Here is a 25,742-nt window from a genome sequence, read left to right as displayed (position 1 = left end):
GCCCATGAGCATATTTAGATCAACTGTAGGCGCCCTGTTCGCCGCCACACTCCTCTCTCTACTGAGCCTGCGTTGTGCCTTCGCTGAAGAGGAGGAGCCGCGCTGGTATCAGATTGAGGTGATCCTGTTCGAACAGACCTCAGCCGGTAGAGGTGTTGGTGAGGTATTCCCTATCAATCCCGGTATGCCTGATATTACACGGGCGCTACCGATGCTTGAGGCGGAGACGGTCGAGTTTGGTGAAGGTGGGCAGCTCCCCTATCAACAGGTCGCTGACGATTCTCTGCTGTTGATCAAAAAGAGGGATAGTCTGGGGCGTTCGCAGGGCTTTCGTCCTCTGTTACACACCGCCTGGACTCAGCCCGTGCTCGCAGCTAGCGAGGCGCAGCCCGTACGCTTAATCTCTCCCACGGAAGATCAAAACAACCGAATCGTTGGGACGTTACGTGTCACCCTCTCTCGCTACCTGCATGTCGAGAGTGATCTGCTCTATATCGTTGGTGGCAAGGAAGAGGGCGCGGTCGGTGAGTTTGGTGCAAAGCCGTTGGTGATGGAGAGTGCACCGATTGAAAGTGACTACTCGACGCTCGAGGCGAATGAATCGGACTACGCAGCTGAGGCGATTGTGCTCAGTGGTGAACGATTCCGCATGAAACAGAAGCGGCGTCTACGTAGTAAGGAGCTGCACTACTTCGACCACCCCCGTTTTGGAATGCTGATTCAGATCACTCCTGTAGAGGCTAAGGAAGAGACTGAGCTCTAGCAGTGTTCCCCGTTATTGCTCTAGCTGCTAGGTGGGATAGCAGTAAGGCGTCAGATGATGCAGTATGGCAGCGACCCGTTCCATACCTGAACTCAGATGACGATCGATCTCCTCCATGGTGATCGGTCCTTCGCTACGCCCTGCAGCCCAGTTAGCCACCACCGCACAGGTGGCATAACAGAGTTCAAACTCCCGGGCTATTGAGGCCTCAGGCATTCCGGTCATACCCACCAGGTGGCAGCCGTCCCTTTCCATCTTGTCGATCTCAGCAGCAGTCTCGAGTCGTGGTCCCTGGGTCGCTCCATAGGTGCCGTTATCGGTGAAGTCGATGCCTGATGATTGGCATGCCTCAATGATCAGGCCTCGCATTTCGTTGCAGTAGGGTTCGGTGAAGTCGATGTGTGTCACGTGAGTTAGATCGGATTCAAACAGCGTATGGTCGCGGCCATAGGTGTAGTCGATGATCTGATCGGGGATGACAATCTTACCGGGTGGCATATCTTCACGAATACCACCGACGGCAGCTACCGCGAGAATCTTCTCCACCCCTAACTCTTTCAGTGCCCAGAGATTTGCACGGTAGTTGACCATGTGCGGAGGAATAGTGTGACCGGTACCGTGACGAGCAAGAAACACCACCTCACGACCGCACATTTTGCCGTGTGTCAGAGGTCCTGAGGGTTCACCGTAGGGCGTGTGCATTACCTCACGTTGGGTGATCTCCAGGGTATTGATAGAGGTAAGCCCGGTGCCACCGATAATTGCCAGTTTTTCCATTTTGTTTCCTGATTATTCGAGAATGTACTAGCTTTTCAGCGCATAGATTCCAGGAACATTACGCAGATACTCTTTATAGTCCATGCCACAACCGAAGACGAAACGGTCGCCCACTTCCAGTCCTGTGTAGTCAATAGGTATGGGCGTTTTTCGATCATGTTTCTTATCTACCAGCACCGCGCTGAAGACTCGGCTAGCACCCTCCTCTCTACACTTCTTAATAATCGCCGCAAGTGTGATTCCCTCATCGTAGATATCGTCAAACACCAGCACCACTCGCTCTTTGAGTGAAATGGTCGGATGGGCTTTCCAGGTAAGCTCTCCACCACGTGTTTCACCGCAGTAGCGGGTGGCGTGCAGGTAGTCGTGTTGTAGGGGAAAGTTGAGGCGAGAAAGCAGATGTGACGCGGGGATCATAGCGCCGTTCATGACCACCAGAACCAGTGGGTTTTGATCGGCCAGATCATCGCTGATCTGTGCAGCCATTCTGTCGAGTGCAGCACCGACCTCGGCCTCAGTATAGAGACATTCGGCCTCATCAAGGGTTTGTTGGGCCTGTTCTGCTGTGATCGACATATCGCTGGTTTCTGCTGGTAGGAGTTATAGGCGAGAGATTATAGGGACGCATCTATAGGCTGGCTAGGTTTCCTATTAATAATTACCGTCACTCTGTTGCCATTTTTCGCTCAGGTAGTTTGTAGAGATGTGTTTTGCATCCCGCCCTGCAGTCGGTGGCTCCAAATCCCTCAACCGGAATGGTGACGCCTCGACGTCGAGCCATGGCGGCGGAGATCTCACACTCCTTACCAGCCTCAAACAGCTCCTGCTTGATCATATGACAATCGGGATGGCTCATCAGATAGTCGATGTGCCAGTGAAGCTTGCCGCTTTTTTTTGCTGCCAGACGCTGATGACGAGCCACCCGCTTACTCAAAGCGCGTTTAGCGCTACCGATATAGGCGTATTGGCCTGCCTTGAAGGCGAAGCTACCAAGGCGTCCGACGGTAATGGTCGCTGCTTGATCAAGTTGCAGAGTTAGACGATAGGCGCCGGAATCCTCTGCCACCACTAGCCCGCTTCGTTGATCGGACTGACTGGTAGTGTGCCCTCGAGTTTTACGCCATCGGGTATATGCATCGTCGAGGTCGGGAAGGCCATCTCCGCACCGTGACCCGCAATGATGTCACTTATTTTGAGCAGAATCTCATGTTTGATCTCGTGGAAGCGTACCCAGTTGGTGGTGTGGGTGAAGGTGTAGACAAAGAAGTCGACCGATGAGGCGGAGAATTCGTTGACCTGCACAATCATCGTCTGTGAACTGTCGATCTCCTGATGATCGAGCAACATCTGACGGACATCACTCGTGATCTCACTCATCTTTTCAATATCGTCGTAACGGATACCAAACGTCTCGTAGATTCGGCGATGACTCATACGCGAGGGATTCTCGACCACGATACTGGCGAAGATCGAGTTGGGGATATAGAGCGGACGTTTGTCGAAGGTTCGAATACGGGTCAGACGCCAGCCGATATTCTCCACCGTTCCCTCGATGTTGCGATCAGGTGATCGAACCCAGTCGCCGATCCGGAAAGGGCGATCGAGATAGATCATCAGGCCACCGAAGAAGTTAGCGAGCAGATCCTTGGCGGCAAAACCGATTGCGATGCCACCGATGCCACCAAAGGCGAGTACACCCGAGATACTGAAACCGAGGGTCTGAAGTGCTACCAGTATCGTGGTGATGATCACCGATGCACGCAACAGCTTGGCAATTGCATCGGCGGTAGTCGGGTCGAGACGCTCATCTTCCGGTTTGTTCCGACTCTGCGCGATCAGATTACCCTCGGCATTCTTGATAAAACGAATCATGAACCAGGCAATTGAGGCGATTACACCCACATCACGTGCGGGGCCAGCCATATCGAAGATCGCCAGATCTGAGACACCACGAGCGATATCGATGGCGAAGGTAATACCGATGACCCAGATAGCGACGGGAACCGGCCGGCGTGCCGCATCGATCAGTGCATCATCCCAAGGGGTCTTGGTGCGCTCGAGTTTTTTATGCAGGCGGTCGAGCATACGGCGCACCACCATGTTGGCCAGTAGTACGGCAAAGACCACCAGGAAGACCTGGATGATCCAAGACCATGCGCCCATCTCATAGAGGCTCTTGGCCACCCCTTCAAACCACTCAATAAAGGTCATTTTGCGCAGAAATCCTTGTAGATAATAATTTTAAATTACTTTAACTAAAACGAATAACTTATTGTTTAAATAGGAAGATCAATCTCAGGCGACTCATCGTAATCGGTAACGCTATGTACCGCCCTGACCCATTTGGGATTTTGGTGTAGCTCGGCACGCGTCACAGGATGCCTGCCGTGCATGCGCACCCTGCGCAGCTGTGAGACGGGATCATCGATAAACCCTTCTCCCAACCCGCTCAGAACCTCTTCCGCCGCCGCTCGATTATTGCAGACCAGCGCTACGTCGCAACCCGCCTGGAGTGCCGCCCGAGCGCGATCACTGTAACTACCCGCAGACTCAGCGGCTGCCATACTGAGATCGTCGCTGAAAATCACGCCACTGAACTCGAGACGTTTACGCAATACCTCTTGCAGCCAGAATGCAGAGAAACCGGCTGGCTGGCTATCGACCTGACTGTAGATCACATGGGCTGGCATGATTGCGGCCAGTCCGTAGTGAATCATGCGCTCAAAGGGGAGCACATCCTCGGCGAAGATATCCTCGTAACGTCGCTCATCAACCGGCATTGCGACGTGAGAGTCGGCCTCAATGCTGCCGTGACCGGGAAAGTGCTTGCCGGTAGCGGCCATGCCCGCCCGCTGCATACCCGCTAGATAGGCGTGGGCGAGTTGGGCAACTACCTCTGGATCTTTATGGAATGTTCGCCCCTTCATCACGGAGCTGATACCGCGCCCCAGATCGAGAACCGGGGCGAAGCTGAAGTCGATACCTACTGCACGTAGTTCACTGGCCATCAGCCACCCGCTGGTCTCAGCCAGAGTGAGCCCCTTCTTGTGGTTGATATCGTATATATCACCTAGTCGGCTTACGGAGGGTAGCCGGGTGAAACCCTCTCTGAAACGCTGTACGGGTCCACCCTCATGATCGACACCAATCAGGAGATGTGGTGTACGCAGTTCGTGTATCTCACTACATAGCGCCGCTATCTGCTCGGGCGATTCATAGTTACGGCTGAAGAGGATGACTCCACCGACCAGTGGATTGCAGAGCATTTGTCGCTCTTCGCTCTCCATTGTCGTTCCTTCAAGATCGACCATTAACGGCCCGAGTGTCATCGATAGAACCTCATCACAGGTGGTAAATTGTTGCTGTTGTTAGGCGTGTTATTACGTAATTTTTAACGATCACTATCCGCGTGCGTCGCCATTATATCTCGTAGCCTGTCACCAGCGAGATTGACGGCAAACACCACCATCATCAATGCCATGCCCGGAACGATCACCATATGTGGCGCAACCAGCATGTAGCGTACCCCTTCACGGATCATACTGCCCCAGGAGGCCTCAGGGGGTTGTACACCGAGACCCAGAAAGGAGAGACCCGCCTCAGCGATGATCGCCGAGGCGATACCGAAGGTCGCCTCGATCATCAGAGGGGTGAGAATCAGTGGCAACAGGTGTCGAGTGAGTATACGGGGTGTGGTTGTACCCAGAGCAATCGCCGCCTCGACATGTTCGCGATGTTTAAGGCTCAACACCTGCGCTCTGGCGAGTCGAGCATAACCGACCCAACCAACCGCTGCCAGAGCAATGATTACATTATCAATGCCGGGACCGAGCAAACCAGCGAGTGCGATCGCCTGCAGAATACCGGGGAAGGCGAGAAAGATATCGATAAGGCGCACGGTAACAAGATCCCAGGCGCCGCCAATGTAGCCACTGATTGTACCGAGAGCCGTACCGATGAGAGCCGAGACGACAACCGCCCAGAAGGCGACCATCAATGAGGTGCTGCTACCCGCGATCAGGCGATGCAGGAGATCACGACCCAGGTCGTCATAACCGAGCAGAGCGACTCCATCCGGTCCGTGCAGGATACGCTCAAGACCAATCTGATTGGGTTCAATCGGCAGCAGCGGCTGCAGCAGTGCAACTACGACCCAGAGCAACAGTAACCAGATAGGCCAACCAAGGCGCTTCACACCCCTCCTCCTCTGCGAATGCGTGGATCGGCCCAGGCGTAGAGCATTTCGGTGATGAGATTGATCAGCACATAGCTACAGCTGACCAGAATCACACAGACCTGCACCACCGGGTAGTCACGACGCTGTATCGACTCGATGATCAGCAGCCCGATGCCGGGCCAGGAGAAGATCGTCTCGGTAATGACCGCCCCGCCCAACAGTGCACCGAGTTGCAGCCCGAGTAGAGTAATCAGTGGTAGCAGCGCGTTACGCAGACCGTGGTAGTAGATCACCCGATACTCCGAGAGCCCCTTGGCGCGTGCGGTGCGAATAAAACCCTCGCCAAGAAGATCGAGCAGCGTGCTGCGTACCATTCGTGAGAGGATCGCGGCCAGCGCAGTACCGAGCGTCAATGCTGGCAGCACCAGAGAGGTCCAATCCTCACGCCCGCTAACCGGGAACCAGCCGAGTCCCAGTGAGAAGAGCAGGATCAACAGTGGTCCCATCCAGAAGTTGGGTATAGAGATACCCAACAGGGAGAAGCCCATCGCCAGACGTTCCCAAAGCGAACCTCGATGAACGGCAGCCACAACACCGAGAGGCAGAGCCATGGCGATAGCAATCAGCAGGGCTGCAGCAGTGAGCTCCAGGGTGGCCGGTAGCCGAGACCAGACCATCTCACCAATCGGTTGGCGCGTATGGATAGACTGACCAGGGTCGAGCGTAGCAACGCCTGTGAGAAAATCTAAATACTGTCGATGCAGGGGGCGATCGAGTCCGAGCTGACCACGCAACGCCTCTCTATCGGCCGCCTGGGCACTCTCCCCCAACATCATCTCTACCGGATCACCCGGAACCAGATGCAGCAGCAGGAATGTGAGCGTGACCACACCCAGGATCACCAGCAGCGAAGCACCAAGTCGGCTCAGCAGCAGATTAATCACGCTCCAGCTGCTCCACGATCACTACTTCCGTACCCACTTCTATTTGATCGAACAGTTCAATCAGATCGTGATTGCGCATACGCACACAACCGTGTGAGAGCGGCTCTCCCATCGGTTCACTCTCAGGGGTGCCATGGATATAGATATAGCGCTGCATTGTATCGACGCTGCCAAACCGATTGAGTCCTGGCTCAAGCCCGCTAAGCCAGAGAATGCGGGTGAGAATCCAGTCGCGCCCAGGGTGTTCAGCGGCCAGTACCGAGGAGTAGATCTCCCCCGTGGCACGACGCGCGACAAAGACCGAGTTAAGCGGTGCTTGAGCACCGATCATGGCACGGATCTGATGTCGGCCAAGCGGTGTGCACTCGCTCCCCTGTTGCTGCCCTGCTCCATTTTTTGCCGTAGAGATAGGGAACTCGCCCACCACCTGATCACCGCGACGCAGCAACAGACGTTGCGAAGCAATATCGACCACAATGTTGACCGCCTGTTTCGTCACACTATCTCTCCAACACCACTTCAGTCAGTCCATCATAGTTGCCATCGGCAGCGAGCCGATACCCTTTTATGAATCGTCGGCTTGCCACCGTCTGATGTTCATACCAGAGCGGAATATAGGGTAGCTGTTCGAGTAGATATTGCTGTAGTGAGCGGTAGTGCTGTGCCTGCCCTTGCAACGTCTCACTCGTCTCGGCGGACTCGATGAGATGGTCAGCTGTGTGGTCGATAAAACGGCCGCGATTGGCACCACTCGGCGGCAGTGATTCACTGTGGAAGGCGTAACGAAAGATATCGGGGGTACGAATACCGACCCAGGCAAGTGAGTAGAGCTGGAAACGTCCCGCCTTAATATCGCCAAACAGTGTGCTCCAGTCGTAGCTGCGGATCTCCAGATCGATACCGACCGCCTGTAACTGATGCTGTAAAACGGTGGCCAGGCGTAGACGCAGTGGGTCACTTGAACTCTTGTAGACCAGCTTCAAGCGATTGTTCTCACCATAACCCGCCTCAGTTAACAGCGCGCGTGCGGCCGCCGGGTCGTAGCGATAGGGAGAGTTGCCCCGATATCCGCTCCAGTGTTGAGTTGGCAACATCGCATTGGCCGTGACCGCACCATCGTTAAACAGGGTGCGAATGATCGTCTGCCGATCGATGGCATGGGCGATGGCACGACGGACCTTGAGCTTTGCAGTCGCTTTATCACTGAGGTTTAGACCGAGGTAGCTGAAGTTGATGCCATTTCGCTGTGTGACTGCAATCTCGGGTTGCTGTTTCAGATAACCGATCAACTCTGGGGGTAGATCGTTCTGCACCATATCGATCTCACCATGCATCAACTTCAACAGACGTACCGTCGGATCAGCAACCCGCAGGAACCGGAACAGCTGGTGATCGCGGCGGCGCATCAGGGCGAGGTTACCCTCCTCTGGCCAGTCCGCGAATTTAAAAGGACCGCTACCCTGTGGAGAGTGGCTGAAGTCATGATCTTGTTTGATCAGTTCGGCGGGTAGGATGCCGAGCGTGAGATAGGCGGGAAAGAGTGGGTCGGCGATTTTTATATGAAAGTCGATCGTCTCGGCATCGATGAGCCGAAGCTGTACGATTCGCTCAAGGGTGGTTCTATGTGGAGAGGCGGTCGCCGGATTAAGCACATTTGCATAGGTTGTCAGCACATCATCTGCAGTGGGTCGTCGTCCATTGATGAAGGGGGCGCGATCTACTTTGAGGTAAAAACGGTAGTGGTTCGGTGTTAGCCGTTCCCAGCGGGCCATCGCTGGGACTGGGCGTGCAGCCTCATCGAACTCAACCAGAGGTTGGTAGAGCAGTCGATTGATACGCTCTGAGGTGGCATCAGTGGCAAAACGGGGATCGAGATTGAGTGGAGCACTCGAGATACCAAAACGCACTTCAAGCTGCGTCTCACGCTCGCTACAGCCGCTAAGCAGTACCAAGAGCAGTAGGAGTGCAGAGCGAACGACGACTCCACGGAAGTAGGACAAGGAGATCACCAATCCTTATAGGGGTGATTAACCAGGCAGCTGTTGTAGTAGCGAGTATCGCTGGAGACCTCATCACCCAGCCACACCGGACGCTCAAAGGCCTCATCGGTCGAAGCCAATTCGATCTCGGCAACCACCAGCCCCTCGTTCTCGCCGCTAAAGCGGTCGATCTCCCAGGTGTGTCCACCCCGTTTAACGATATGACGCACCTTTTCGATAATGGGACCCTTGCAGAGATTGTCGAGCATCTCCTGTCCCTCCTCGACCGGTATCGCGTACTCATACTCATGCCGTTCGATGCCAAGCGTGGCACTTTTAATGTTGAGCTTGGCGCTCTCGCCTGAGATTCTGATGCGAACTGAGACCTCTTCAGTATTGGCCAGATAGCCCTGTCGGTAAGGAATCTCTCGAACCACTTCACCCAGCCAGCTCTCATCTCTGAGCAGAAACTTTCTTTCGATCTCTTTGGCCATCTTTTATCCATCACTCGCTGCGCAAAGCGACATGGTATGACAGCCATAGGCTGTTGTGTATGCTTACTGAAAAAAATCTGCCCTCTGCCGATAAGAGGGGTATACCCAATAAGGAATCGAGCATGAAAGCCGTAGTGATGGAGAGCACGGGTGCACCTGATGTGCTGCAGCTGAGTGAGATTGACGCCCCCCAGATTGAACAGAAACGAGAGATAAAGGTCCGTCTCAAGGCGGCTGGCGTCAATCCGATTGACACCAAACTTCGCCGTGCTGGCACCTATCACCCTGAACTCACCCCTACCATCCTCGGCTGTGATGGCGCGGGTATTGTGGAGTCGGTGGGTGCGGCTGTAGAGCGCTTTGCAGTGGGAGATGAGGTCTACTTCTGTAACGGCGGTATTGGCGGACCGTGTGGGAACTACGCTGAGTACGCCGTGGTCGATGAGCGCTATGTGGCGCACAAGCCTGCCGCTCTCACCTTTGTCGAGGCGGCCGCCGCGCCGTTGGTTCTGATCACCGCCTGGGAGGCACTACACGATCGGGTCGGTATCAAGGCGGGGGATAAGGTGCTGATTCACGCCGGTGCCGGGGGTGTGGGACATGTAGCGATTCAGCTGGCGAAGATTGCGGGGGCCGAGGTGTTAACCACGGTCAGCGATCAGGAGAAAGCGGCATTCTGCAGTGAACTCGGGGCCGATCAGGTGACTCTATACAGTGAGACCGATTTCGCCAAGGTGGCACTGAGCTGGAGTCGGGGGCGCGGGGTCGATTGCATCTTCGATACTGTAGGCGGGCAGACCTTCAGCGACTCATTCGCGGCGCTGCGTTACGGCGGCGATCTGGTAACGCTGCTGCAACCGGCGCCTGACCTGGACTGGAAGATTGCGAGAATGCGCAACCTGCGTATCTCGCTGGAGTTAATGTTGACGCCGCTCTACTACAACATGATCGAGGCGCGCCAACATCAGGGCAATATCCTGAGCCAGTGCGCGGCACTTTTCGATCAGGGCAAGCTGGGCATCAAGGTTGCCGATGTATTACCGCTAGCGCGTGCCGCCGAGGCGCATCAGCGCATAGAGCAGGGTTCGACTAGCGGTAAGCTGGTGTTAGCGATTGATAGTGAGTGAATGAGATGGATAGTAAAAAACGACAGATGATGGGAGGGACACGTGCGGCAAGCATTACGACACTGCTGCTCACTTTCTCCATGTTGTTTCTATCCCCAGCGCTATATTCAGCACCCAAACTCTTCGAGCCAATATCTCTGCCTGCCCCGATAGTCATCGATCCTAAGGCAAAGGCTGCGGCTGATGCCGAGAGAAAAAAACGTGGGGGTAGTGATACATCACCCATTGTTGAATATAAACGCGAACTCCCTCTGGAGCAGATTACGCTTCCTTCCGGCTTTGAGATTGAGATCTACAGCGATCAGGTTCCAAACGCTCGGACCCTTACGGTTGGAGACCAGGGAACGCTGTTTGTTGGCACACGCACCCTGGGTAAAGTCTACGCCCTGCCCGACAAGGATGGCGACGGTAAGGTTGATAAGGTGATCGAGGTCGGTGGACGTCACTTCATGCCCAACGGCGTCACCTTTCATAAGGGAGCGCTCTATGTTGCCGAAAATCGGCGCATTCTTCGCTATAACAAGATCGAAGAGAATCTTGAAAAACAGCTCAAGCCCGAAACGGTCTATAGCCGTCTGCCTACCGAACGCTACCAGGGATGGCGCTATATACGCTTTGGCCCCGATGGGCAGCTCTATATCTCAATTGGCGCCCCCTGCAACATCTGCAGCCGCAGTGGGTTCGGCCAGATTGTTCGGCTTGATCTGGAGAAGAAACGCATCAAACCCTTCGTTACCGGGGTGAGAAATAGTGGTGGTTTCGACTGGCACCCGGAGACCGGTGGGTTCTGGTTTACCGATACGGCAAGGAATTGGGTAGAGGGCGAGCAACCTCAGGACGAACTCAACTACGCACCACTTGCGGGCCTCCATTTCGGCTTCCCCTACTGTTTTGGCAAGGGGATGCGTGATCCTGAATATGGTGTGAATCACCACTGCGGCAACTATCGCTCACCGGTGGTTGAACTCGGGGCTCATGTCTCGCCTCTGGGTATGCTTTTTTATACCGGCAAGGGTTTTCCGAGCGCCTATCAAGAGCGACTCTATCTGGTCGAGAATGGCTCCTGGGATCAGCAGCAAAAGCGTGGTTTCAAGATCTGGATGGCAACGGTTAAGGATGGTCGCAAACGCAACGAGGAGATATTCGCCTCCGGCTGGGCAGGCAAAAAGGGAGAGATGCCGTGGGGACGCCTGGTTGACGTCGCCGTGGCAAAGGATGGTGCATTGCTGGTCTCTGACGATCTGTCGGGTGTGATCTATCGGATCAGCTACAACGGCAAATAGAGCGGAAGGTTTGGACGCCTGTCGTGCTAATCCCGAGTAAAGAGCGCAATCGATTCGACGTGGCCGGTGTGGGGGAACATATCCATCACCCCTGCAGAGACGAGTCGAAAGCCGTGTGTGTGGACCAGCTCTCCCGCATCACGTGCCAGCGTTGCCGGATTACACGAGACATAGACGATGCGCTTTGTGCCGAGCTTGGCCAGTGTCGGTAGCACCTCCAGAGCACCGGCACGAGCCGGGTCGAGCAGAATCTTGTCAAAGCCCCCCTGTAACCACGGCGGGTCAATATGCTCATCGGCAAGGTCGGCCACGTGGAACTCTGCGTTCTCGATGCCGTTTCGTTCTGCATTAGCCTTTGCACGCTCGACCAGGGTGGCATCACCTTCAACCCCGACGACGGCGGCTGCTCGACGTGTGATCGGTAAGGTGAAGTTACCCAATCCACAGAAGAGATCGAGCACTCGCTCCCCCGGTTCCAACTCCAACATCTCAATGGCCCGATCGATCATCTGGTGGTTTATCTCATGGTTGACCTGGGTAAAGTCACCCGGCTCAAAGGTGATCTCAACGTCGTAGGCGTCGAGTCGGTAGCTAAGGCTGGGAGCCTCGGGCCAGAGAGGTGTAACGGTATCGGGACCGCCCGGCTGCAGGTAGGCCTGCAGTTGCTGCGCCTGAGCGTAGTCGAGTAGTTTTTTATGGTCACCTTCACTGAGAGGGTCGAGATTGCGAAATACCAGTGCTGTATCGCTGTCACTGACCGCCACTTCGATCTGGGCGATACGGTTGTGGGTATCCATCCCCTCAATCAAGGTGGCCAGCTCGCGAAGACGCAGGCCTACTGAGGGGTGTAGTACCTCGCACTGTTCAAGTTCAGCCAGATAGGGGCTTCCCTTCTCACGGAAACCAACCAGTACCTTCCCCTTTTTGACCACATCCTTGACGCCGAGACGAGCCTTGCGCCGATAGCCCCAAACAGGCCCCGTGATGGGCGGTAAAATGGTCTCGGCGGCCACCTTACCCAGGTGTTCAAAGTTATCAAGCAGCACCTGCTGCTTGGCACTGATCTGGGCATCGCTATCCATGTGCTGCAGTGTGCAGCCACCGCAGATGGCGGCATGCAGACACTTTGGCTCAACCCGGTCTGGAGAGGCCTCAAGCACCTCGACCGTATTACCCTCATCGAATCGGCGATTGAGCCGACTATATTTGAACATGACCCGCTCATCAGGCAGTGCTCCCCCAATAAAAAGTGCTTTCCCATCAAGATGGGCGACACCTTTACCATCGTGTGACATCGACTCAATTGTGGCCTCGACAGGCTCTTGGGGGATCTTTCTGCGGCGTCTTCTCGACATGACTCTACGACTCAATTTTGTTGTGAGGATCAGGGAGGCGCAATTCTACAGCCTGATTTGGATCAAGCACAGAGGTGATAAAATGGGAATTGATCACACTTTCATGATCTATCATCAGGTGTGGTCTCTTATGTATCCGTCAGATATGGCATAATGCGAAGCTGAATTAAGGATTACAGAAGTTAATTGGGCTATTTACAGGGATTTCATAACCCACTGAAATGGTAGAAAAAGACGAAATGCTGGCACAGGTGCAAATGAGCGACACACTGCGTACCCTCTGTGACATCCCCCATCTTCCTCCGCTGCCAGTTATTGCTCAGCAGATACTTGAGCAGGCCACCGATAAAGACGTCGATATCCGTCGACTGTCGAAAACCATTGAGCAAGACCCCGGCGTCATGGCTCGTATTATCGGTCTCTCCAACGCGGCCTATTTCGGACAGCCAAAACCTATTTATACCGTTCAGGATGCAATCGTCAGGGTTCTCGGTCTGAAGACGGTGAGTAGTCTCGCTATCGGCATTCTGCTCAGCTCCCCCTTTGATGTCAGCAAGTGTGGTGGTTTTGACCTGCAACGCTACTGGCATGTGGCACTGCTTAGCGCGGCTGTCGGACGCTCGCTTGCTCCCCTGCTTAAAGATGAGTCGATAGAACCCGACAGCTCATATCTTTGTGGTCTGCTACACAACATCGGCATGCTGGTGCTGACAAGCTGTTTCCCATCTGAGATGGGTAGTGCAATAAGGGCTGACCATGAAGATGAGTCATCCCACCTAATAGAGATTGAAGAGCGCGAGCTTGGAATTGACCACCACTGCGCAGGTGCTGTTATTGCCAGGAAGTGGCATCTGCCACTCGATGTCAGCGTCGTGATCGAGAATCATCATGACAAAGATTATCAAGGCGAGCTGGCGCGGAAAGTCAAAATGATCGGTCTGGCATCGCGTATCGCCAACACGATGATCGCTGGCGATGAGTTACAGGTCGAGACTGATGAGCTTGGCTCTCTCGGCATTGATAGTGCCGCATTTGAACAGGTGATTGAACGAATCACCGAACAGAATGAAGATATCGCCAGCATGTCGCGAATTCTCGCGATCGAGTGAGGTCTCGTCCAGATGATTGAACACATAAAAGAGTCGTATCAGGAGATTAATCAGAACTATACGCGTCTGCTTGATGCGCTCTCAGCACTACGTGCGCTCTCAGATATCGACATAGAGACCACTCGCGAAGCAGCGCTCCTCCAGAAGAGCCTCGATATTCTGATGGAGTATCAGGATATGCAGCACTGCACCATCTTTCTCACCTGTAACGAAGGCCTGCTTTACGCTGCCGGTACCGATCTGTGCAATCTAAGAGGTGGTGAGCAACAACTCAAAAACCCTTTTGCCACACTTCGTGGAAAAGTATTAAGCACCGGACATGGGATGTTGAGCCAGGTTGCCGACACTCGCCAGCCGCAACGGAGTGAGCACTGCTCACCGAGCCAGATTTTCGATCTCAATGAAACATCATTAACAACCCAGGCCGGTGGTTTCACACTCTCCGTACCGATCGTCTCGGGTAGTGATCTACTGGGAGTGCTGATCGCCTACTATCCAAAGCCACAGACCGCAGAGGATAGTGAGCAGATGTTGCTGCTCTTCTCAAACTTCCTGGGACAGATCCTCGCCAACCTGCGTCGTACCCGTTTCATGGAAGCGGAGATCGATAGAAGAACGCATCAACTAGAACTTGCACTGATAGAGGCGCAGAACCTGAAGCGGCGCTTTGAAGAACTGAGCAGCGTTGATGAGTTGACTGGCCTCTACAATCGACGCCATTTCTTCCCCGCCGCCAAGGCGGCCATGGCGCACGCCATTCGTCGTAACGAGTCCTTTTCGGTGTTGGCCATCGACCTGGATCTGTTTAAATCGATCAATGACCGTTTTGGTCACGCTGCCGGTGATACGGTGCTTGAGGTTGCTGCTTCTATATTCAAAGAGATCATTCGTGAAAGTGACCTGCTGGCACGTTTCGGTGGTGAGGAGTTTATTATCGCACTCCCCGATACCGGTCTGGCGGGCGCCAAGCAGATGGCCTCGAGAATCCTTGGTTCATTAGGCGGTAGAAAAGTCGATGTCGATAGTCAGCAGATCAAAGTATCGGCTACCATTGGAATCTCTGTTCGTGATGAATCAGAGACACGCAACGAGCAGACTCTGGAGCAGATGATCAAAGAGTCGGATCAGGCGCTCTACTTTGGTAAGGAGCATGGCAGGAACCAGGCCAATGCCTTCGCAGAAATTAACTGTGCCCTCTAGAGCCTGTGTCGCAGAGGCGAGGTACTCTAGAGAGCATTTCTCCTATTCTATTTCTGTACCCAGCCACCTGAGCGATCCTGATACCACCAACCACCTCTAGCCTTTCCTACCCAGCGTTTCGCGAAGGTGGCACGAATCTCACGTTCCCACTCTGGATGACCATTGGCATCAGCGATAGCACGATAGAGTCCATTCCGATCACGATTTTCATCTGCAACCAGCTGTTTGAGTGAGTTGCGCTGTTTGAGCGGGACAGCCTTGCGATCACGTATCTTGATTAGCGCATCGCGTGTAAGACCAATAGCTCCGCTCTTATAGGAACCTTTGAGTTTACCGTGACGTTTGCGCATTGAGCCTCTCAGGCGGTCGATCGCAGGTGTCGAAATAGAGATGTCTGCATCTGCGGCCTGGGCGGCAGGAATAAAGAAGTCGAGTACGGCGATCGCAACGTTGTGTGATTGGCCGCTCTGTGGCTGAACGGCACTGCTCTCTTCAGGTTTTGCCTCGGGTGCAGGCTGCTCACCCTCCTTGCCCCAAACATCCTCAATAATCCGATCAGCGGCCTTTTCAGCAGCAGCGGCAGGGAAGTAGATGTTGATGGTCACACAGGCCATTAGAAATAACGGAAGACTCATCAGGGTGAAACTGCTTTTTCTACTCATCTTTCTCACTCCTTATTCTCTATATCTGTATTTGCTACTCGATGACCGGGCTCTCGCCGAGGGTGCTAGATTTTAACCGATCAATCAGTTCATCCCAGTCGACACGGCGAATAAAACCGACTACATCGATGCGTGGTAATCCACCGCCTTTGACCAGATAGTAGCCGTTTTCAGCCGCCTCGACACCATCCATTTCACAGATGCCATTACGCAATTTACAGCTAATACCGATGCGATCGTAGGAGAACTCATCAAAGAAGCGCAGAAAGCTTCTCGATAGTGAACCCGCGACTCCAACTCCGCCAAGATTTGAGATGTTATCGACCGCACGCTGGCTAATTCTGTGCCGGGACTCATCCTCTCTCGGTGTATAGAGTCTCGCCTCAAATGAGTTTGGCATCCATGACACCATACTCAATTTGTTGATCTCACCATTGAGGCGTCCCTCAATCTTGCCGAATGAGAAGGTACGGGTAAGTGGCTCCAGGTCTAAGTTTGTGATCTTAATATCTGCATTAAGTTCCGGTGTAACGCCCAGAGGATCGGTGAGTGATAGATTGCTGATGACTACATCTCCATCGAAGGCGCGCGCCAATAACATGCCATCCATAGTCACCCGATGATCGCTATAGGTCACCTCAGGAATCATGCCGGAGAGCTTTCCCGACATCTGTGGCCAACCCAGTGCATGACTGATCGCCTCCATCGAGACCGGTTCAAGATAGCCGCTGAATTGCCAACTGCGATTCACATCGCTGATGCCGTTAAGCAGAAAAGACTCAACGGTTAATGCACCATCCAGAAGCGGTAGCGTGACTGGGTGCAGCAACTCCACCTGCTCCCCCTTGCTTGTTAGATCGAGTTCGCTGCTGGCAAAGCTCAGGTTGTAGAGGTGCCCTCCGTCCCAGCTCAGTGATGAGTGGTGTGGTTGCAGATCATCGCTCCAATCGATAGTGCCGTTGAGATTAAACAGCCCAAAGCGCCCTTTTGTGTCGTCAAGATGTATGGCCGTTGGCTTGAGATTGAGCTGAGTGACGGTACCCTGCTCTATAATGGCTTGCCCATTGAGTTTGCCAGCCATCTCCAGAGCATCGAGCGAGGTTCCAATAAGGGCTGGTTGAAGGTAGTGCTGATAGACGGCGGCAAGATCACCAAGCTCTGCATCAACAGCAATCGACAATTCATTTAAATCGTTATCGAGATTAACGACTGTTTTTGCATGAACGCGATTACTACGATCATCTTCAATAGTCAGCATAGTGACGTTGAGCAGCGCCTTCTGTTGATCATAGATGGCAACCATATTGGCTCGTAGCGGCGTGGAATCAAACTCCAGGTAGAGTGGTTCTAAATAGAGTGCACCATCGCTAAGTGTGAGTTCGTGGCTGATACTCCACTGGTAGCCGTTCTTCTTCACTCGGAATTGATTCTCAGTGCTGAGCTGTTCCGTTACGAACGTGTCATCACCATTGGCCAGATCAATCTGCTTGAGTGCAATCGTGCCACTGGCATCGATATCGCCTTGAGCGACTGTAAGGGTAACGTCGATATCACCTTTGCCAGAGAGCGTTAATCCCTCTCGATGAGACTCTGGGATCAGCAAACTGAGTTGCTCAAGTGACAGATCTGAGAGCCGACTTTCTATCTCGAGCACGGAATCTTTGTAAAGACCTTTGATGCGTCCTTTCCCGTCGAAGAGGGGAAGCTGCTCAGCTTCAAAATTAAAAGTAGAGGTGTCCGGGTGATAACTGAATGAAAGTTGGAATTCACGCGCCTGGAGATATTCAGATTTGGCCTTCGCAGTACCTTTTACACACTCAATCAGATCTGCGCTGTATACGGCATGATCACATCGAAGCGTCAGTGAGGTGATGGATAGTTCAGGTGCAGCAAGCTCAATTTTATCGATTGTCAGTTCGAGACTTCCTGCCTCTCGACTGCCAAGATTGACAAATATCTCGAGATTATCGATCTGAACGGTGTTATCACCAATCTCGGAAAGTTCGAATCCGATCTGCTCAACGGCATAGAGCGATGATGAGCCGATGCATAACAGCAGCAGTGAGAATAGCGTTAGCCAGAGCTTCACGTGGCTATTGTTCTGGGAAAATACCCGTAGAGAGATAACGATCTCCTCGATCACAGATAATTACCACAATCACGGCATTCTCCAGCTCAGTTGCAAGCTGAAGGGCTGCCGCAACGGCACCACCAGAGGATATTCCGGCAAAAATCCCTTCGGTAGTCGCAAGCCGGCGGGTCATATCCTCAGCCTGTTGTTGACTGATATCGATGGTGCGGTCGACCTCATCGCCATGATAGATGGCTGGCAGATAGGCCTCCGGCCAGCGGCGTATGCCTGGAATACTCGAACCTTCAGTTGGCTGCACACCGACGATCTCAATAGCAGGATTACGCTCTTTAAGGTATCTGGAGGTGCCCATAATCGTACCTGTTGTACCCATCGAGCTGACGAAATGGGTAATGGTGCCATTGGTATCGCTCCAGATTTCAGGCCCAGTCGACTCATAGTGAGCCAGTGGATTATCTTCATTAGAAAACTGATCAAGCACACGGCCCTTACCTTCAGACTCCATCTGTTTGGCCAGGTCGCGAGCACCTTCCATGCCTTCATCTTTACTGACCAAAACAATCTCAGCGCCATAGGCGAGCATGATTGAGCGACGTTCAACGCTCATGTGCTCAGGCATGATCAGCACCATGCGATAACCTTTAATAGCTGCAGCCATGGCAAGGGCAATGCCTGTGTTGCCGCTGGTGGCTTCAATCAAGGTATCTCCCGGCTTGATCTCGCCACGTGATTCAGCATGACGAATCATGCTCATAGCAGGGCGATCTTTAACGGAACCGGCAGGGTTATTACCTTCTAGCTTCACCAGTACGGTGTTGCCATTCTCTTGAGCTAATCTCTGTAATCGCACCAACGGCGTACCACCAATAAACGATTCAATGGTCTTGAATTCTTGGTTTTTCATTGTGTTACAGAGCCTCATCAAGTAAAATTTTTTGAACAAAATGTCTGCCACGTGAGTCGACAAATCGCGTGACGATGAAGGCATTGTATACAATAAATGCGGAACGGATACATGCACACACCACACCTGTCCTTACTCGCTCCCCTGCTCTCTCTAGCGCTGGTCTCTCACTCTCTTGCCGATGATCATATGTGGGATGAAGATGAGGCCTATCAAGGTGAGATTCCTTTAGTCCTCTCCGCGACACGTATTTCGCAACCACTCAATGAAGTTCCAATCAGTATGTCGGTCATCGACGAAGAGATGATCATTGCCTCAGGTGCAAGAACAATCCCCGAGCTGTTCAGACTCGTTCCAGGCTTTCAGGTGATGTATAGCAACACGACGAATATGGGCGTCACCTCTCATGGTCTTAGCGAACATGTCTCAAAACGGATGCAGGTGTTGATAAATGGTCGCTCCGTCTATCTTCCGACAACGGGCGGTGTTCCATGGTCCAATCTACCGATTACTATTGAGGATATTAAGCGTATTGAGGTTGTGCGTGGACCCAATGCTGCCACCTACGGTGCCAATGCCTATCTGGGCGTGATCAATATCATTACCAAACACTCCGTTGAGGATTTAGGAACTAGTTTCAAGCTGACGGGGGGTTATAACGAACATCGAAAGATCGACATACGCCACGGTAATTCACTGGGTGATATCGACTACCGCATCGGCTTCAGCGCCCTTACGGAAGAGGGTTTTATTGAGCGTCATGATGGCCAGGAGCAGGGAATATTAACGGGGCGATTCGACTATCAGGTTACTGCGAATGACTCGCTGTTTCTCGAGGCGGGTTTGAACCAGAGTTACAAGAAAGATGGACATGTCGATAGCAGCCTGAATCCGCCTCACATGCAAAATGGTGACTATAACTTTCAGCTTATGCGCTGGGAGCATAGCAACGACGCGAACAATCAGTTTAGCCTACAGCTCTCTCACCAGTACTACGAGCTGGACGATAACTACAGAGCCATCGCCAACGTTAGCGGTATGGACGTCTTCTCCAATATCGACTTTGACTACTCCGGCAGACGTTATGCTGCAGAGTTCCAGCACAATTTCACTCTTGGTAACAGCGTAAAGGCCCTTTGGGGGCTGGGGGCTCGTGAAGATAGTGTGAACTCAGTGGGATATCTGGGAACTGACGCGACATTGGAAAACACCCTGTTAAGGGCATACGCCAATGTGGAATTGAAGTTGACCGACTCCTTGTTGCTTAATGGCGGCCTGATGTATGAAGAGAGTGATCTGATTGGTGATGACACATCACCCAAGATCGGTCTCGTCTATAAACTCAATCCTAGCAATACTTTTAGAGTGAGCTACTCCAAGGCAAGTAGAAACCCTGTTTTGTACGAGGATCAGGCTAACGCAGAGATCACGCTCTGCCTTATTGCCGCTCCAACTACTTGTTTCCCCCTGACGGTCTACAGCAGCACTGGAGGATTAAAATCAGAGGTTATTCGTTCCGCTGAGATTGGCTGGTTAGGTCAGTATAGAAGTGTTGGCTTGACGACAGATATAAGACTTTTCCATGACGAGCTGCGTCGTATGGTTGGTACCATTAGTGATATCCACCAAAATCTTGATCACGCAACCGCCGATGGTGTGGAGCTTGAGATTGACTTCTCCCCAACTGACAAGACCAGAGTACACGCCAGCTACTCCAGAGCATTTGTTTCGAGCAGTGACTATAGTGATGATGGCATCGAAGAAGCAACGCCTGAGAACAGCTACAACATTCTTCTCATCCAGCGTATCCCCAGGCTTCTTGATGTCAGCCTGAACTTCTATCACATGGATGAGATTCACGGACTTGGTACAGGAGATGATACCGGTCCAATCGATCGACTAGATTTACGGTTATCCAGGTCCGTCTCATTCGGCGGCAATAAGGCAACCATCGCAATGGTTGTGCAAAACACATTGGATGAAGATTATCGCGAATATGATAAAGATAATCTCTTCGAAAGACGCGGTTATCTAGAACTTCTTCTGAGTCTATAGCCCATGCCAACCCTTATCAGAATCAATTAATCAAACAAACAATAATGCAAGGAATGCGTTTTAATTCAGCAAGTATAAGGGGCATCATTACGGTGCTCACAGGAGTCGTTCTGTTCGCAGCGATTCTTACCTCCCCTCGTCTGGTTCTCGCAGAAACAACGTCGACAATGGATGTTATCGCTGTCTATCAAAAGGAGAGTAAACGAGTCACAAAACTGATTAACGCGCTCTCGTCAATACCGTCGAGAAAGATAGATGGTCGATTACTCAGTTCGCCATTAACAACCGATGATAAATTATCTCTATCCAAAGATAACACCGTGTATCTTGCGATAGGAATAAAAGTCACAAAACAGCTGGTCAATTATCTCAATGGGAAAAAGATCATCGCTGCTATGGTTTCTGAGTCAGAAATAGAACATCTTTATTCAAATCCGGGAACAAACAGAAACAGCGTAACGGCATTAGTAGTCGACCAACCCGTTGAGCGACTGCTGTTATTAGCAGATGAAGTTAGTGATCACAACAGTATTGTTTTACCTTACAGCACGGCAAACAACACCTCCAAGATAACTCGGATCAAGCAGTTCGCGTTAAAAAACAGCATAAGGTTAACCCTCAAACAGATCGACCTACCACTAACTACCCACCATCTTATTGATGCTATAAGAGGGTCAGAAGCGGTTCTAGCCATACCAGATCGCGCACTACACAATCGAAGTAATGCCAAATCTATTATTTTAAACAGCTATCGAATGGGCGTCCCACTCGTCGCATACAGCAAGGCATACAGTACCGCCGGTGCCTCGGCGGCACTATATAGCTCGATAGAAAATATTGCGGCTGATATATCCGCCTTACTGGATACAAACAAGACACCAGCAACAGACCTTTACATCGTAAAACCGACTGAGTTCTCAGTAACGGTCAATCGAAGAGTATCTGACTCACTCAATTTAAGGCTGCCGGATGCTACCAGCCTTAAGGCCACTCTTATCGAAAGGATGAATCAATGAATAAGCCATCAATTCATCTTGAAACGATCATTCTGGGTCTAATCCCAGTACTGATTGCCTGCTTAACGTTTGGTTACTATTTCATCCAAACACACTTTGAAGAGTCAGACATACAACTCCAGATGAGAGCAGAAACAACAGCCAAAATGTTAGCTCCTGCGACTGAGTATGGAGTGGTTTCAGGTAATACCGAATTTCTATCAGACCTGCTGGAAGAGGCCTTAAAGGGTAACGACCTAATTAGTATTACCATCGTCGACATTGAAGACAATACCGTTATAAGTCGAATCAACCATGCCGTGGTCGTTGTGGATCCTATTTCATATAAGCATCCAATATTTTTGAAGGGAATCAATATCTCCGACACTGTTGACGATATATTCGACACTAACAACGATGAACAGCTTGGTTGGATCTTTGTCAGAATGTCAGGTTTTGAGAATGCGGCTAAAAAAAGTAACGTAATAGCAAGAATAGTCATATTTCTTATCGCTGTAATCACCATCTCGCTAGCACTGCTGATATCACTTTCCAGGCGTCTTTCTAATCCAATTGTAAAGATGACGAAAGCGATAGAGAAGATCAGCAATAACAAATATGACATAGAGGTAGGCAGGTATAGTAATCGAGACCTTGACTATCTGGCCAATGGCATCTCTAGCATGGCGAGATCGATTGGTAGTTTAATTACCAACCAACAACGGGAGATTGAAGCTGCAACCAACGAACTTACAGACAGTATCAATAAGATCGAAATTCAAAACAGAGAACTAGAAACAGAACGATTGAAGGCTGTAAAGGCGAATGAAGTGAAAGGTGAGTTCCTTGCAAATATGAGCCATGAATTGAGGACACCACTCAACGGTATTACTGGATTTTGTGATGTATTAGCAAATACGCAGCTATCATTTGAGCAGCAGGAGGCAATGGCGGCCATACAGGTTTCTTCTCGAACCCTGATGCAGATAATCAATGACATTCTTGATTTCTCAAAAATCGATGCCGGCATGCTCGATATTGACCAACAAACCATCGACATCAACGAATGTATCGAGGAAGTTATGGTCCTGTTATCGCCTTACGCCCACAACAAATCGATCAATCTCTACTATTCAAATACAGACATCTCATCAAGATTTATCCGAAGTGATCGATTAAGAATAAAACAGATATTGACCAACCTTGTAAACAACGCCATCAAGTTCACTGAAAACGGTTATGTAAAAGTAAATATTGTTAATAATAAAAACAGTAATAACTTATTGATCGAAGTTGTTGATACGGGTATTGGCCTCTCATATGATTTTCAACGGAAGATGTTCAATGAATTCACCCAGGAGGATTGTTCCATCACAAGAAACTACGGGGGAACTGGACTTGGTCTGGCAGTATCTAAAAAGCTGATTGACCTATTAGGTGGCGAGATAGGTGTTAACAGTTCACCAGGGCATGGAACAAGATTCTGGTTTACCCTTCCTAAAGGAGTTGTTGTTGATGCTGACAATAAGAACCTTGATGCCAATATATATTTCGACCGAGAGGTTCTTTTTTTACATGACAAGGTAAACGGCGATGACGTATTGATAGCACCGATAGAAGAGCGAGGCGCATGTGTTGTTGTTAGGTCTATAGACTCTTTTTATACTGAAGATCCAACAGGATTTGATTTGATTGTGGTTCGATCCAGTTCAACTGAGATAGAACGACTTGATCTGGCACAATACATATCCGAGTTCCTTGCTCACATTCCTGTGCTTATTATTACCGACAATCCTGACTTTATAGATTTCGATAATAGACTCGACCTGAGTAATGTAACCCTACGCAAGGAGTATGTAACCCTTGCAGCTGGGCTGACTCTAATCTCGAGACTTTTCGACAAGGACTTCGTAGAACCAAGCACACACAACGAGGTTGCTACCACACAGTTAGAAAGAAGTGACTTAAGGATTCTTGTGGTTGATGACAACCAAATCAACCGAAAGCTTTTGACATCGCTTCTACAAAAACGGACAAAGTCGATCGATGAAGCCACTGACGGCAACCAGGCTGTCGAACTGTGTCAGAATAATAGCTACGACATAATATTTATGGATATCCACATGCCCGGCATAAGCGGAATCGAAACCACAGAGAAGATAAAAAATGACAACATCATCAACAGCGAAACAACAATTATTGGCCTAACTGCTGACACCCTGCCAGAGACAGAACAGCTGTGTCGTGAAGCAGGAATCACTGATATGTTACTAAAACCAATTAATGAAGAGATGTTAATCTCCACCCTTAATAGCTGCCTTAACAGTACTGATCTTGTTGGCGCTGATACAGTGACAGCTATTGATAACTCACTAGATTCCATCTACGACAACGAACAAGCAAAAAAGAAAACAGGTGGCAACGAGAAGCTAGCTCAGGAGCTAGTCGCAATGCTCATCGATGAGATTGATGAGCATGAGAATGTGCTATCAGAAGCCTATGCTTCAAATAGATTAGACAACCTCCGGGTGGCATCGCATAAGTTGAATGGATCGGCAAGTTACTGCAGCATGCCGCGCCTTGAAAAAGCGGCCTCCGAACTTGAGCAGGCAGTTGTCGATGGACAACCTGAGCTAATCAAACAAACTTATTACTGCGTGCTTGAGAGAATAGAGGAAATAAAAAGTAACAGAAACAGATTGTTCAGCTTGTAAGCGTTACAAAAGCGATCGCGTACTTCTGTTCGTCAGATATACTAAGATGGCTACTCTTCATACCAATCTTTTCTAGATACAACAACGCCTTTCCTGAGAACTGCAACAACGGCCTTCCAAGTTGGTCATGTGTGATCACGATATCACGCATGCATACACCGTTTCTAAAACCTGTGCCCATCGCCTTCGCCGCAGCCTCCTTTGCAGCAAATCTTTTTGCCAGCACTCTATGTTTAGCCGCACTCGCTTGATATACGGTCATCTCTTCTACTGCCAACACCCTCGCAGCAAACCGATCACCAAAACGCAATAATGCGGATTCGATTCTATCAATCGACACAATATCCGTACCAATACCGATAATCATTGTTTATTTCTAACCAAGATAAGCTGTTTCATCTCTTTAATGGCATTATTCAACCCACAAAAGAGAGCTCGAGCAATAATTGCATGACCAATATTCAGCTCCGCTATTGAATCAATCTCAGCAATTCTAGCGACATTATGATAATTAAGGCCGTGACCAGCATTAACCTTGATACCCTTCTGCGCAGCATAGTCGACTGCTGATTTAATTTTTTCAAATTCGCTATCTGCAATCTGATCAGATGCAGCATCTGCATAGTGTCCGGTGTGTATTTCTATTACCCTGGCACCGGCCTCATAGGCGGCATCAATCTGACTATTATCAGGGTCGATAAAGAGTGATACACAGGTGTCATTTGCTGTTAGCCGCTGACATGCGGAAGTTATCGGATCGATGTGACCAACCACATCAAGGCCACCCTCAGTTGTAAGCTCTTCTCGTCTCTCAGGAACCAGGCAGCAATCTGCAGGGGCAAGTCTTAAGGCTATATCGACCATTTCATCCGTAACAGCCATTTCAAGATTTACTCTCGTCTGTATAGTCTGACTGAGTATCTCTACGTCACGTTCTTGAATATGCCGTCTATCTTCCCTGAGATGGAGAGTGATAATATCGGCCCCCGACTCTTCTGCAATCATTGCTGCATAGATGGGATCTGGGTAGCGTGTACCTCTCGCCTGACGGATAGTAGCGATGTGATCGATATTTACGCCTAGTAATCTTCTATTCATCAACTTACCTTACA

The 25,742-nt window shown here is 51.0% G+C and carries 24 protein-coding genes; 8 read left to right on the top strand and 16 right to left on the bottom strand.

Annotated elements, in window-relative coordinates; translation table 11 throughout:
• Nucleotides 1-4: 4 nt before the first annotated feature.
• Nucleotides 5-763: a CsiV family protein gene (locus BOW52_RS01575; protein ID WP_078482326.1), complete on the top strand. Its 759-nt coding sequence runs from the start codon at nt 5-7 to the stop codon at nt 761-763.
• A gap of 27 nt (nt 764-790) precedes the next feature.
• Here the strand turns inward: BOW52_RS01575 and BOW52_RS01570 are convergent, their stop codons facing one another.
• From BOW52_RS01570 to BOW52_RS01525, 10 genes are all read right to left on the bottom strand, one after another.
• On the bottom strand, nt 791-1,540 hold the full coding sequence (locus BOW52_RS01570; RefSeq protein ID WP_078482325.1) for an S-methyl-5'-thioinosine phosphorylase: 750 nt from the start codon (nt 1,538-1,540) through the stop codon (nt 791-793).
• A gap of 27 nt (nt 1,541-1,567) precedes the next feature.
• Nucleotides 1,568-2,116 carry a hypoxanthine-guanine phosphoribosyltransferase gene (locus BOW52_RS01565; protein ID WP_078482324.1) on the bottom strand — a complete coding sequence of 183 codons (549 nt, stop codon included), beginning with the start codon at nt 2,114-2,116 and terminating at the stop codon, nt 1,568-1,570.
• A gap of 88 nt (nt 2,117-2,204) precedes the next feature.
• On the bottom strand, nt 2,205-2,606 hold the full coding sequence (locus BOW52_RS01560; protein ID WP_236725602.1) for a GIY-YIG nuclease family protein: 402 nt from the start codon (nt 2,604-2,606) through the stop codon (nt 2,205-2,207).
• A 2-nt stretch (nt 2,607-2,608) separates the two neighbouring features.
• The gene (locus tag BOW52_RS01555; RefSeq protein WP_172840065.1) at nt 2,609-3,703 is read right to left on the bottom strand and encodes a mechanosensitive ion channel family protein; all 1,095 of its coding nucleotides are present in this window, start codon (nt 3,701-3,703) and stop codon (nt 2,609-2,611) included.
• A gap of 113 nt (nt 3,704-3,816) precedes the next feature.
• A complete protein-coding gene (gene nagZ, locus BOW52_RS01550; protein ID WP_078482321.1) occupies nt 3,817-4,869 on the bottom strand; it encodes a beta-N-acetylhexosaminidase in 1,053 nt (350 codons plus the stop codon).
• 62 nt (nt 4,870-4,931) lie between these two features.
• A complete protein-coding gene (locus BOW52_RS01545) occupies nt 4,932-5,735 on the bottom strand; it encodes an ABC transporter permease (protein ID WP_078482320.1) in 804 nt (267 codons plus the stop codon).
• Nucleotides 5,732-6,658 (bottom strand): nickel ABC transporter permease, encoded by a 927-nt coding sequence (nikB, locus tag BOW52_RS01540; protein ID WP_408021558.1) that lies wholly within the window; start codon nt 6,656-6,658, stop codon nt 5,732-5,734. The genes BOW52_RS01545 and nikB overlap by 4 nt, the downstream gene beginning before the upstream one ends.
• Nucleotides 6,654-7,160 carry a L,D-transpeptidase gene (locus BOW52_RS01535; protein ID WP_078482318.1) on the bottom strand — a complete coding sequence of 169 codons (507 nt, stop codon included), beginning with the start codon at nt 7,158-7,160 and terminating at the stop codon, nt 6,654-6,656. Before BOW52_RS01535 ends, nikB begins: the two co-directional genes overlap by 5 nt.
• Nucleotide 7,161: 1 nt before the next feature.
• On the bottom strand, nt 7,162-8,661 hold the full coding sequence (locus BOW52_RS01530; RefSeq protein ID WP_078482353.1) for an ABC transporter substrate-binding protein: 1,500 nt from the start codon (nt 8,659-8,661) through the stop codon (nt 7,162-7,164).
• A 5-nt stretch (nt 8,662-8,666) separates the two neighbouring features.
• Complete coding sequence (locus BOW52_RS01525) at nt 8,667-9,134, bottom strand: CYTH domain-containing protein (protein ID WP_078482317.1); 468 nt, start codon at nt 9,132-9,134, stop codon at nt 8,667-8,669.
• A 122-nt stretch (nt 9,135-9,256) separates the two neighbouring features.
• On the opposite strand from BOW52_RS01525, the gene BOW52_RS01520 reads away from it, so the two are divergent.
• Both BOW52_RS01520 and BOW52_RS01515 read left to right on the top strand, forming a co-directional pair.
• A complete protein-coding gene (locus tag BOW52_RS01520; RefSeq protein ID WP_078482352.1) occupies nt 9,257-10,261 on the top strand; it encodes a zinc-dependent alcohol dehydrogenase family protein in 1,005 nt (334 codons plus the stop codon).
• Between the two features lie 5 nt (nt 10,262-10,266).
• A complete protein-coding gene (locus tag BOW52_RS01515; RefSeq protein ID WP_236725601.1) occupies nt 10,267-11,544 on the top strand; it encodes a PQQ-dependent sugar dehydrogenase in 1,278 nt (425 codons plus the stop codon).
• A 26-nt stretch (nt 11,545-11,570) separates the two neighbouring features.
• Here the strand turns inward: BOW52_RS01515 and rlmD are convergent, their stop codons facing one another.
• A complete protein-coding gene (gene rlmD, locus BOW52_RS01510; protein WP_078482316.1) occupies nt 11,571-12,899 on the bottom strand; it encodes a 23S rRNA (uracil(1939)-C(5))-methyltransferase RlmD in 1,329 nt (442 codons plus the stop codon).
• A gap of 257 nt (nt 12,900-13,156) precedes the next feature.
• Here rlmD and BOW52_RS01505 point away from each other — a divergent pair, with 257 nt between their 5' ends.
• Nucleotides 13,157-14,008: an HDOD domain-containing protein gene (locus BOW52_RS01505; protein ID WP_172840061.1), complete on the top strand. Its 852-nt coding sequence runs from the start codon at nt 13,157-13,159 to the stop codon at nt 14,006-14,008.
• 12 nt (nt 14,009-14,020) lie between these two features.
• Nucleotides 14,021-15,208 (top strand): sensor domain-containing diguanylate cyclase, encoded by a 1,188-nt coding sequence (locus BOW52_RS01500; protein WP_078482314.1) that lies wholly within the window; start codon nt 14,021-14,023, stop codon nt 15,206-15,208.
• Between the two features lie 47 nt (nt 15,209-15,255).
• On the opposite strand, the gene BOW52_RS01495 is transcribed toward BOW52_RS01500, so the two are convergent.
• From BOW52_RS01495 to cysM, 3 genes are read right to left on the bottom strand one after another with little or no spacing between them, the layout of a single operon-like run.
• Nucleotides 15,256-15,870 (bottom strand): YdbL family protein, encoded by a 615-nt coding sequence (locus tag BOW52_RS01495; protein ID WP_078482313.1) that lies wholly within the window; start codon nt 15,868-15,870, stop codon nt 15,256-15,258.
• 34 nt (nt 15,871-15,904) lie between these two features.
• Nucleotides 15,905-17,959 carry an AsmA family protein gene (locus tag BOW52_RS01490; protein ID WP_078482312.1) on the bottom strand — a complete coding sequence of 685 codons (2,055 nt, stop codon included), beginning with the start codon at nt 17,957-17,959 and terminating at the stop codon, nt 15,905-15,907.
• Nucleotides 17,960-17,963: 4 nt separating this feature from the next.
• Complete coding sequence (gene cysM / locus BOW52_RS01485; protein ID WP_078482311.1) at nt 17,964-18,866, bottom strand: cysteine synthase CysM; 903 nt, start codon at nt 18,864-18,866, stop codon at nt 17,964-17,966.
• Between the two features lie 111 nt (nt 18,867-18,977).
• Between cysM and BOW52_RS01480 the strand changes: the two genes are divergently transcribed.
• Genes BOW52_RS01480 through BOW52_RS01470 form a run of 3 tightly spaced genes read left to right on the top strand, consistent with a single transcriptional unit; the run spans nt 18,978 to nt 24,630 of the window.
• Nucleotides 18,978-20,921, top strand: a complete 1,944-nt coding sequence (locus tag BOW52_RS01480; RefSeq protein WP_172840060.1) for a TonB-dependent receptor plug domain-containing protein — start codon at nt 18,978-18,980, stop codon at nt 20,919-20,921.
• A 44-nt stretch (nt 20,922-20,965) separates the two neighbouring features.
• Nucleotides 20,966-21,937, top strand: a complete 972-nt coding sequence (locus BOW52_RS01475) for a hypothetical protein (protein WP_078482309.1) — start codon at nt 20,966-20,968, stop codon at nt 21,935-21,937.
• Nucleotides 21,934-24,630 (top strand): ATP-binding protein, encoded by a 2,697-nt coding sequence (locus tag BOW52_RS01470; RefSeq protein ID WP_078482308.1) that lies wholly within the window; start codon nt 21,934-21,936, stop codon nt 24,628-24,630. The genes BOW52_RS01475 and BOW52_RS01470 overlap by 4 nt, the downstream gene beginning before the upstream one ends.
• Here the strand turns inward: BOW52_RS01470 and acpS are convergent.
• Both acpS and pdxJ read right to left on the bottom strand, forming a co-directional pair.
• A complete protein-coding gene (gene acpS / locus BOW52_RS01465; protein ID WP_078482307.1) occupies nt 24,620-24,997 on the bottom strand; it encodes a holo-ACP synthase in 378 nt (125 codons plus the stop codon). The genes BOW52_RS01470 and acpS overlap by 11 nt on opposite strands.
• The gene (pdxJ, locus tag BOW52_RS01460; RefSeq protein ID WP_078482306.1) at nt 24,994-25,728 is read right to left on the bottom strand and encodes a pyridoxine 5'-phosphate synthase; all 735 of its coding nucleotides are present in this window, start codon (nt 25,726-25,728) and stop codon (nt 24,994-24,996) included. Before pdxJ ends, acpS begins: the two co-directional genes overlap by 4 nt.
• Between the last annotated feature and the right edge of the window lie 14 nt (nt 25,729-25,742).

The organism is Solemya pervernicosa gill symbiont, assembly GCF_002020875.1.
In the GTDB taxonomy this organism is placed as follows: domain Bacteria; phylum Pseudomonadota; class Gammaproteobacteria.
This window is presented reverse-complemented; position numbering and strand designations above follow the sequence as displayed.

Bases quoted from the DNA above. Each gene is read 5' to 3' on its own strand.
- BOW52_RS01520 (WP_078482352.1), top strand. From the start codon at position 9,257: ATGAAAGCCGTAGTGATGGAGAGCACGGGTGCACCTGATGTGCTGCAG.
- BOW52_RS01565 (WP_078482324.1), bottom strand. From the start codon at position 2,116: ATGTCGATCACAGCAGAACAGGCCCAACAAACCCTTGATGAGGCCGAA.
- BOW52_RS01505 (WP_172840061.1), top strand. From the start codon at position 13,157: ATGAGCGACACACTGCGTACCCTCTGTGACATCCCCCATCTTCCTCCG.
- BOW52_RS01470 (WP_078482308.1), top strand. From the start codon at position 21,934: ATGAATAAGCCATCAATTCATCTTGAAACGATCATTCTGGGTCTAATC.
- cysM (WP_078482311.1), bottom strand. From the start codon at position 18,866: ATGAAAAACCAAGAATTCAAGACCATTGAATCGTTTATTGGTGGTACG.
- BOW52_RS01575 (WP_078482326.1), top strand. From the start codon at position 5: ATGAGCATATTTAGATCAACTGTAGGCGCCCTGTTCGCCGCCACACTC.
- BOW52_RS01525 (WP_078482317.1), bottom strand. From the start codon at position 9,134: ATGGCCAAAGAGATCGAAAGAAAGTTTCTGCTCAGAGATGAGAGCTGG.
- rlmD (WP_078482316.1), bottom strand. From the start codon at position 12,899: ATGTCGAGAAGACGCCGCAGAAAGATCCCCCAAGAGCCTGTCGAGGCC.
- pdxJ (WP_078482306.1), bottom strand. From the start codon at position 25,728: ATGAATAGAAGATTACTAGGCGTAAATATCGATCACATCGCTACTATC.
- BOW52_RS01495 (WP_078482313.1), bottom strand. From the start codon at position 15,870: ATGAGTAGAAAAAGCAGTTTCACCCTGATGAGTCTTCCGTTATTTCTA.
- BOW52_RS01570 (WP_078482325.1), bottom strand. From the start codon at position 1,540: ATGGAAAAACTGGCAATTATCGGTGGCACCGGGCTTACCTCTATCAAT.
- BOW52_RS01500 (WP_078482314.1), top strand. From the start codon at position 14,021: ATGATTGAACACATAAAAGAGTCGTATCAGGAGATTAATCAGAACTAT.
- BOW52_RS01475 (WP_078482309.1), top strand. From the start codon at position 20,966: ATGCAAGGAATGCGTTTTAATTCAGCAAGTATAAGGGGCATCATTACG.
- BOW52_RS01555 (WP_172840065.1), bottom strand. From the start codon at position 3,703: ATGGGCGCATGGTCTTGGATCATCCAGGTCTTCCTGGTGGTCTTTGCC.
- nagZ (WP_078482321.1), bottom strand. From the start codon at position 4,869: ATGACACTCGGGCCGTTAATGGTCGATCTTGAAGGAACGACAATGGAG.
- acpS (WP_078482307.1), bottom strand. From the start codon at position 24,997: ATGATTATCGGTATTGGTACGGATATTGTGTCGATTGATAGAATCGAA.
- BOW52_RS01515 (WP_236725601.1), top strand. From the start codon at position 10,267: ATGGATAGTAAAAAACGACAGATGATGGGAGGGACACGTGCGGCAAGC.
- BOW52_RS01480 (WP_172840060.1), top strand. From the start codon at position 18,978: ATGCACACACCACACCTGTCCTTACTCGCTCCCCTGCTCTCTCTAGCG.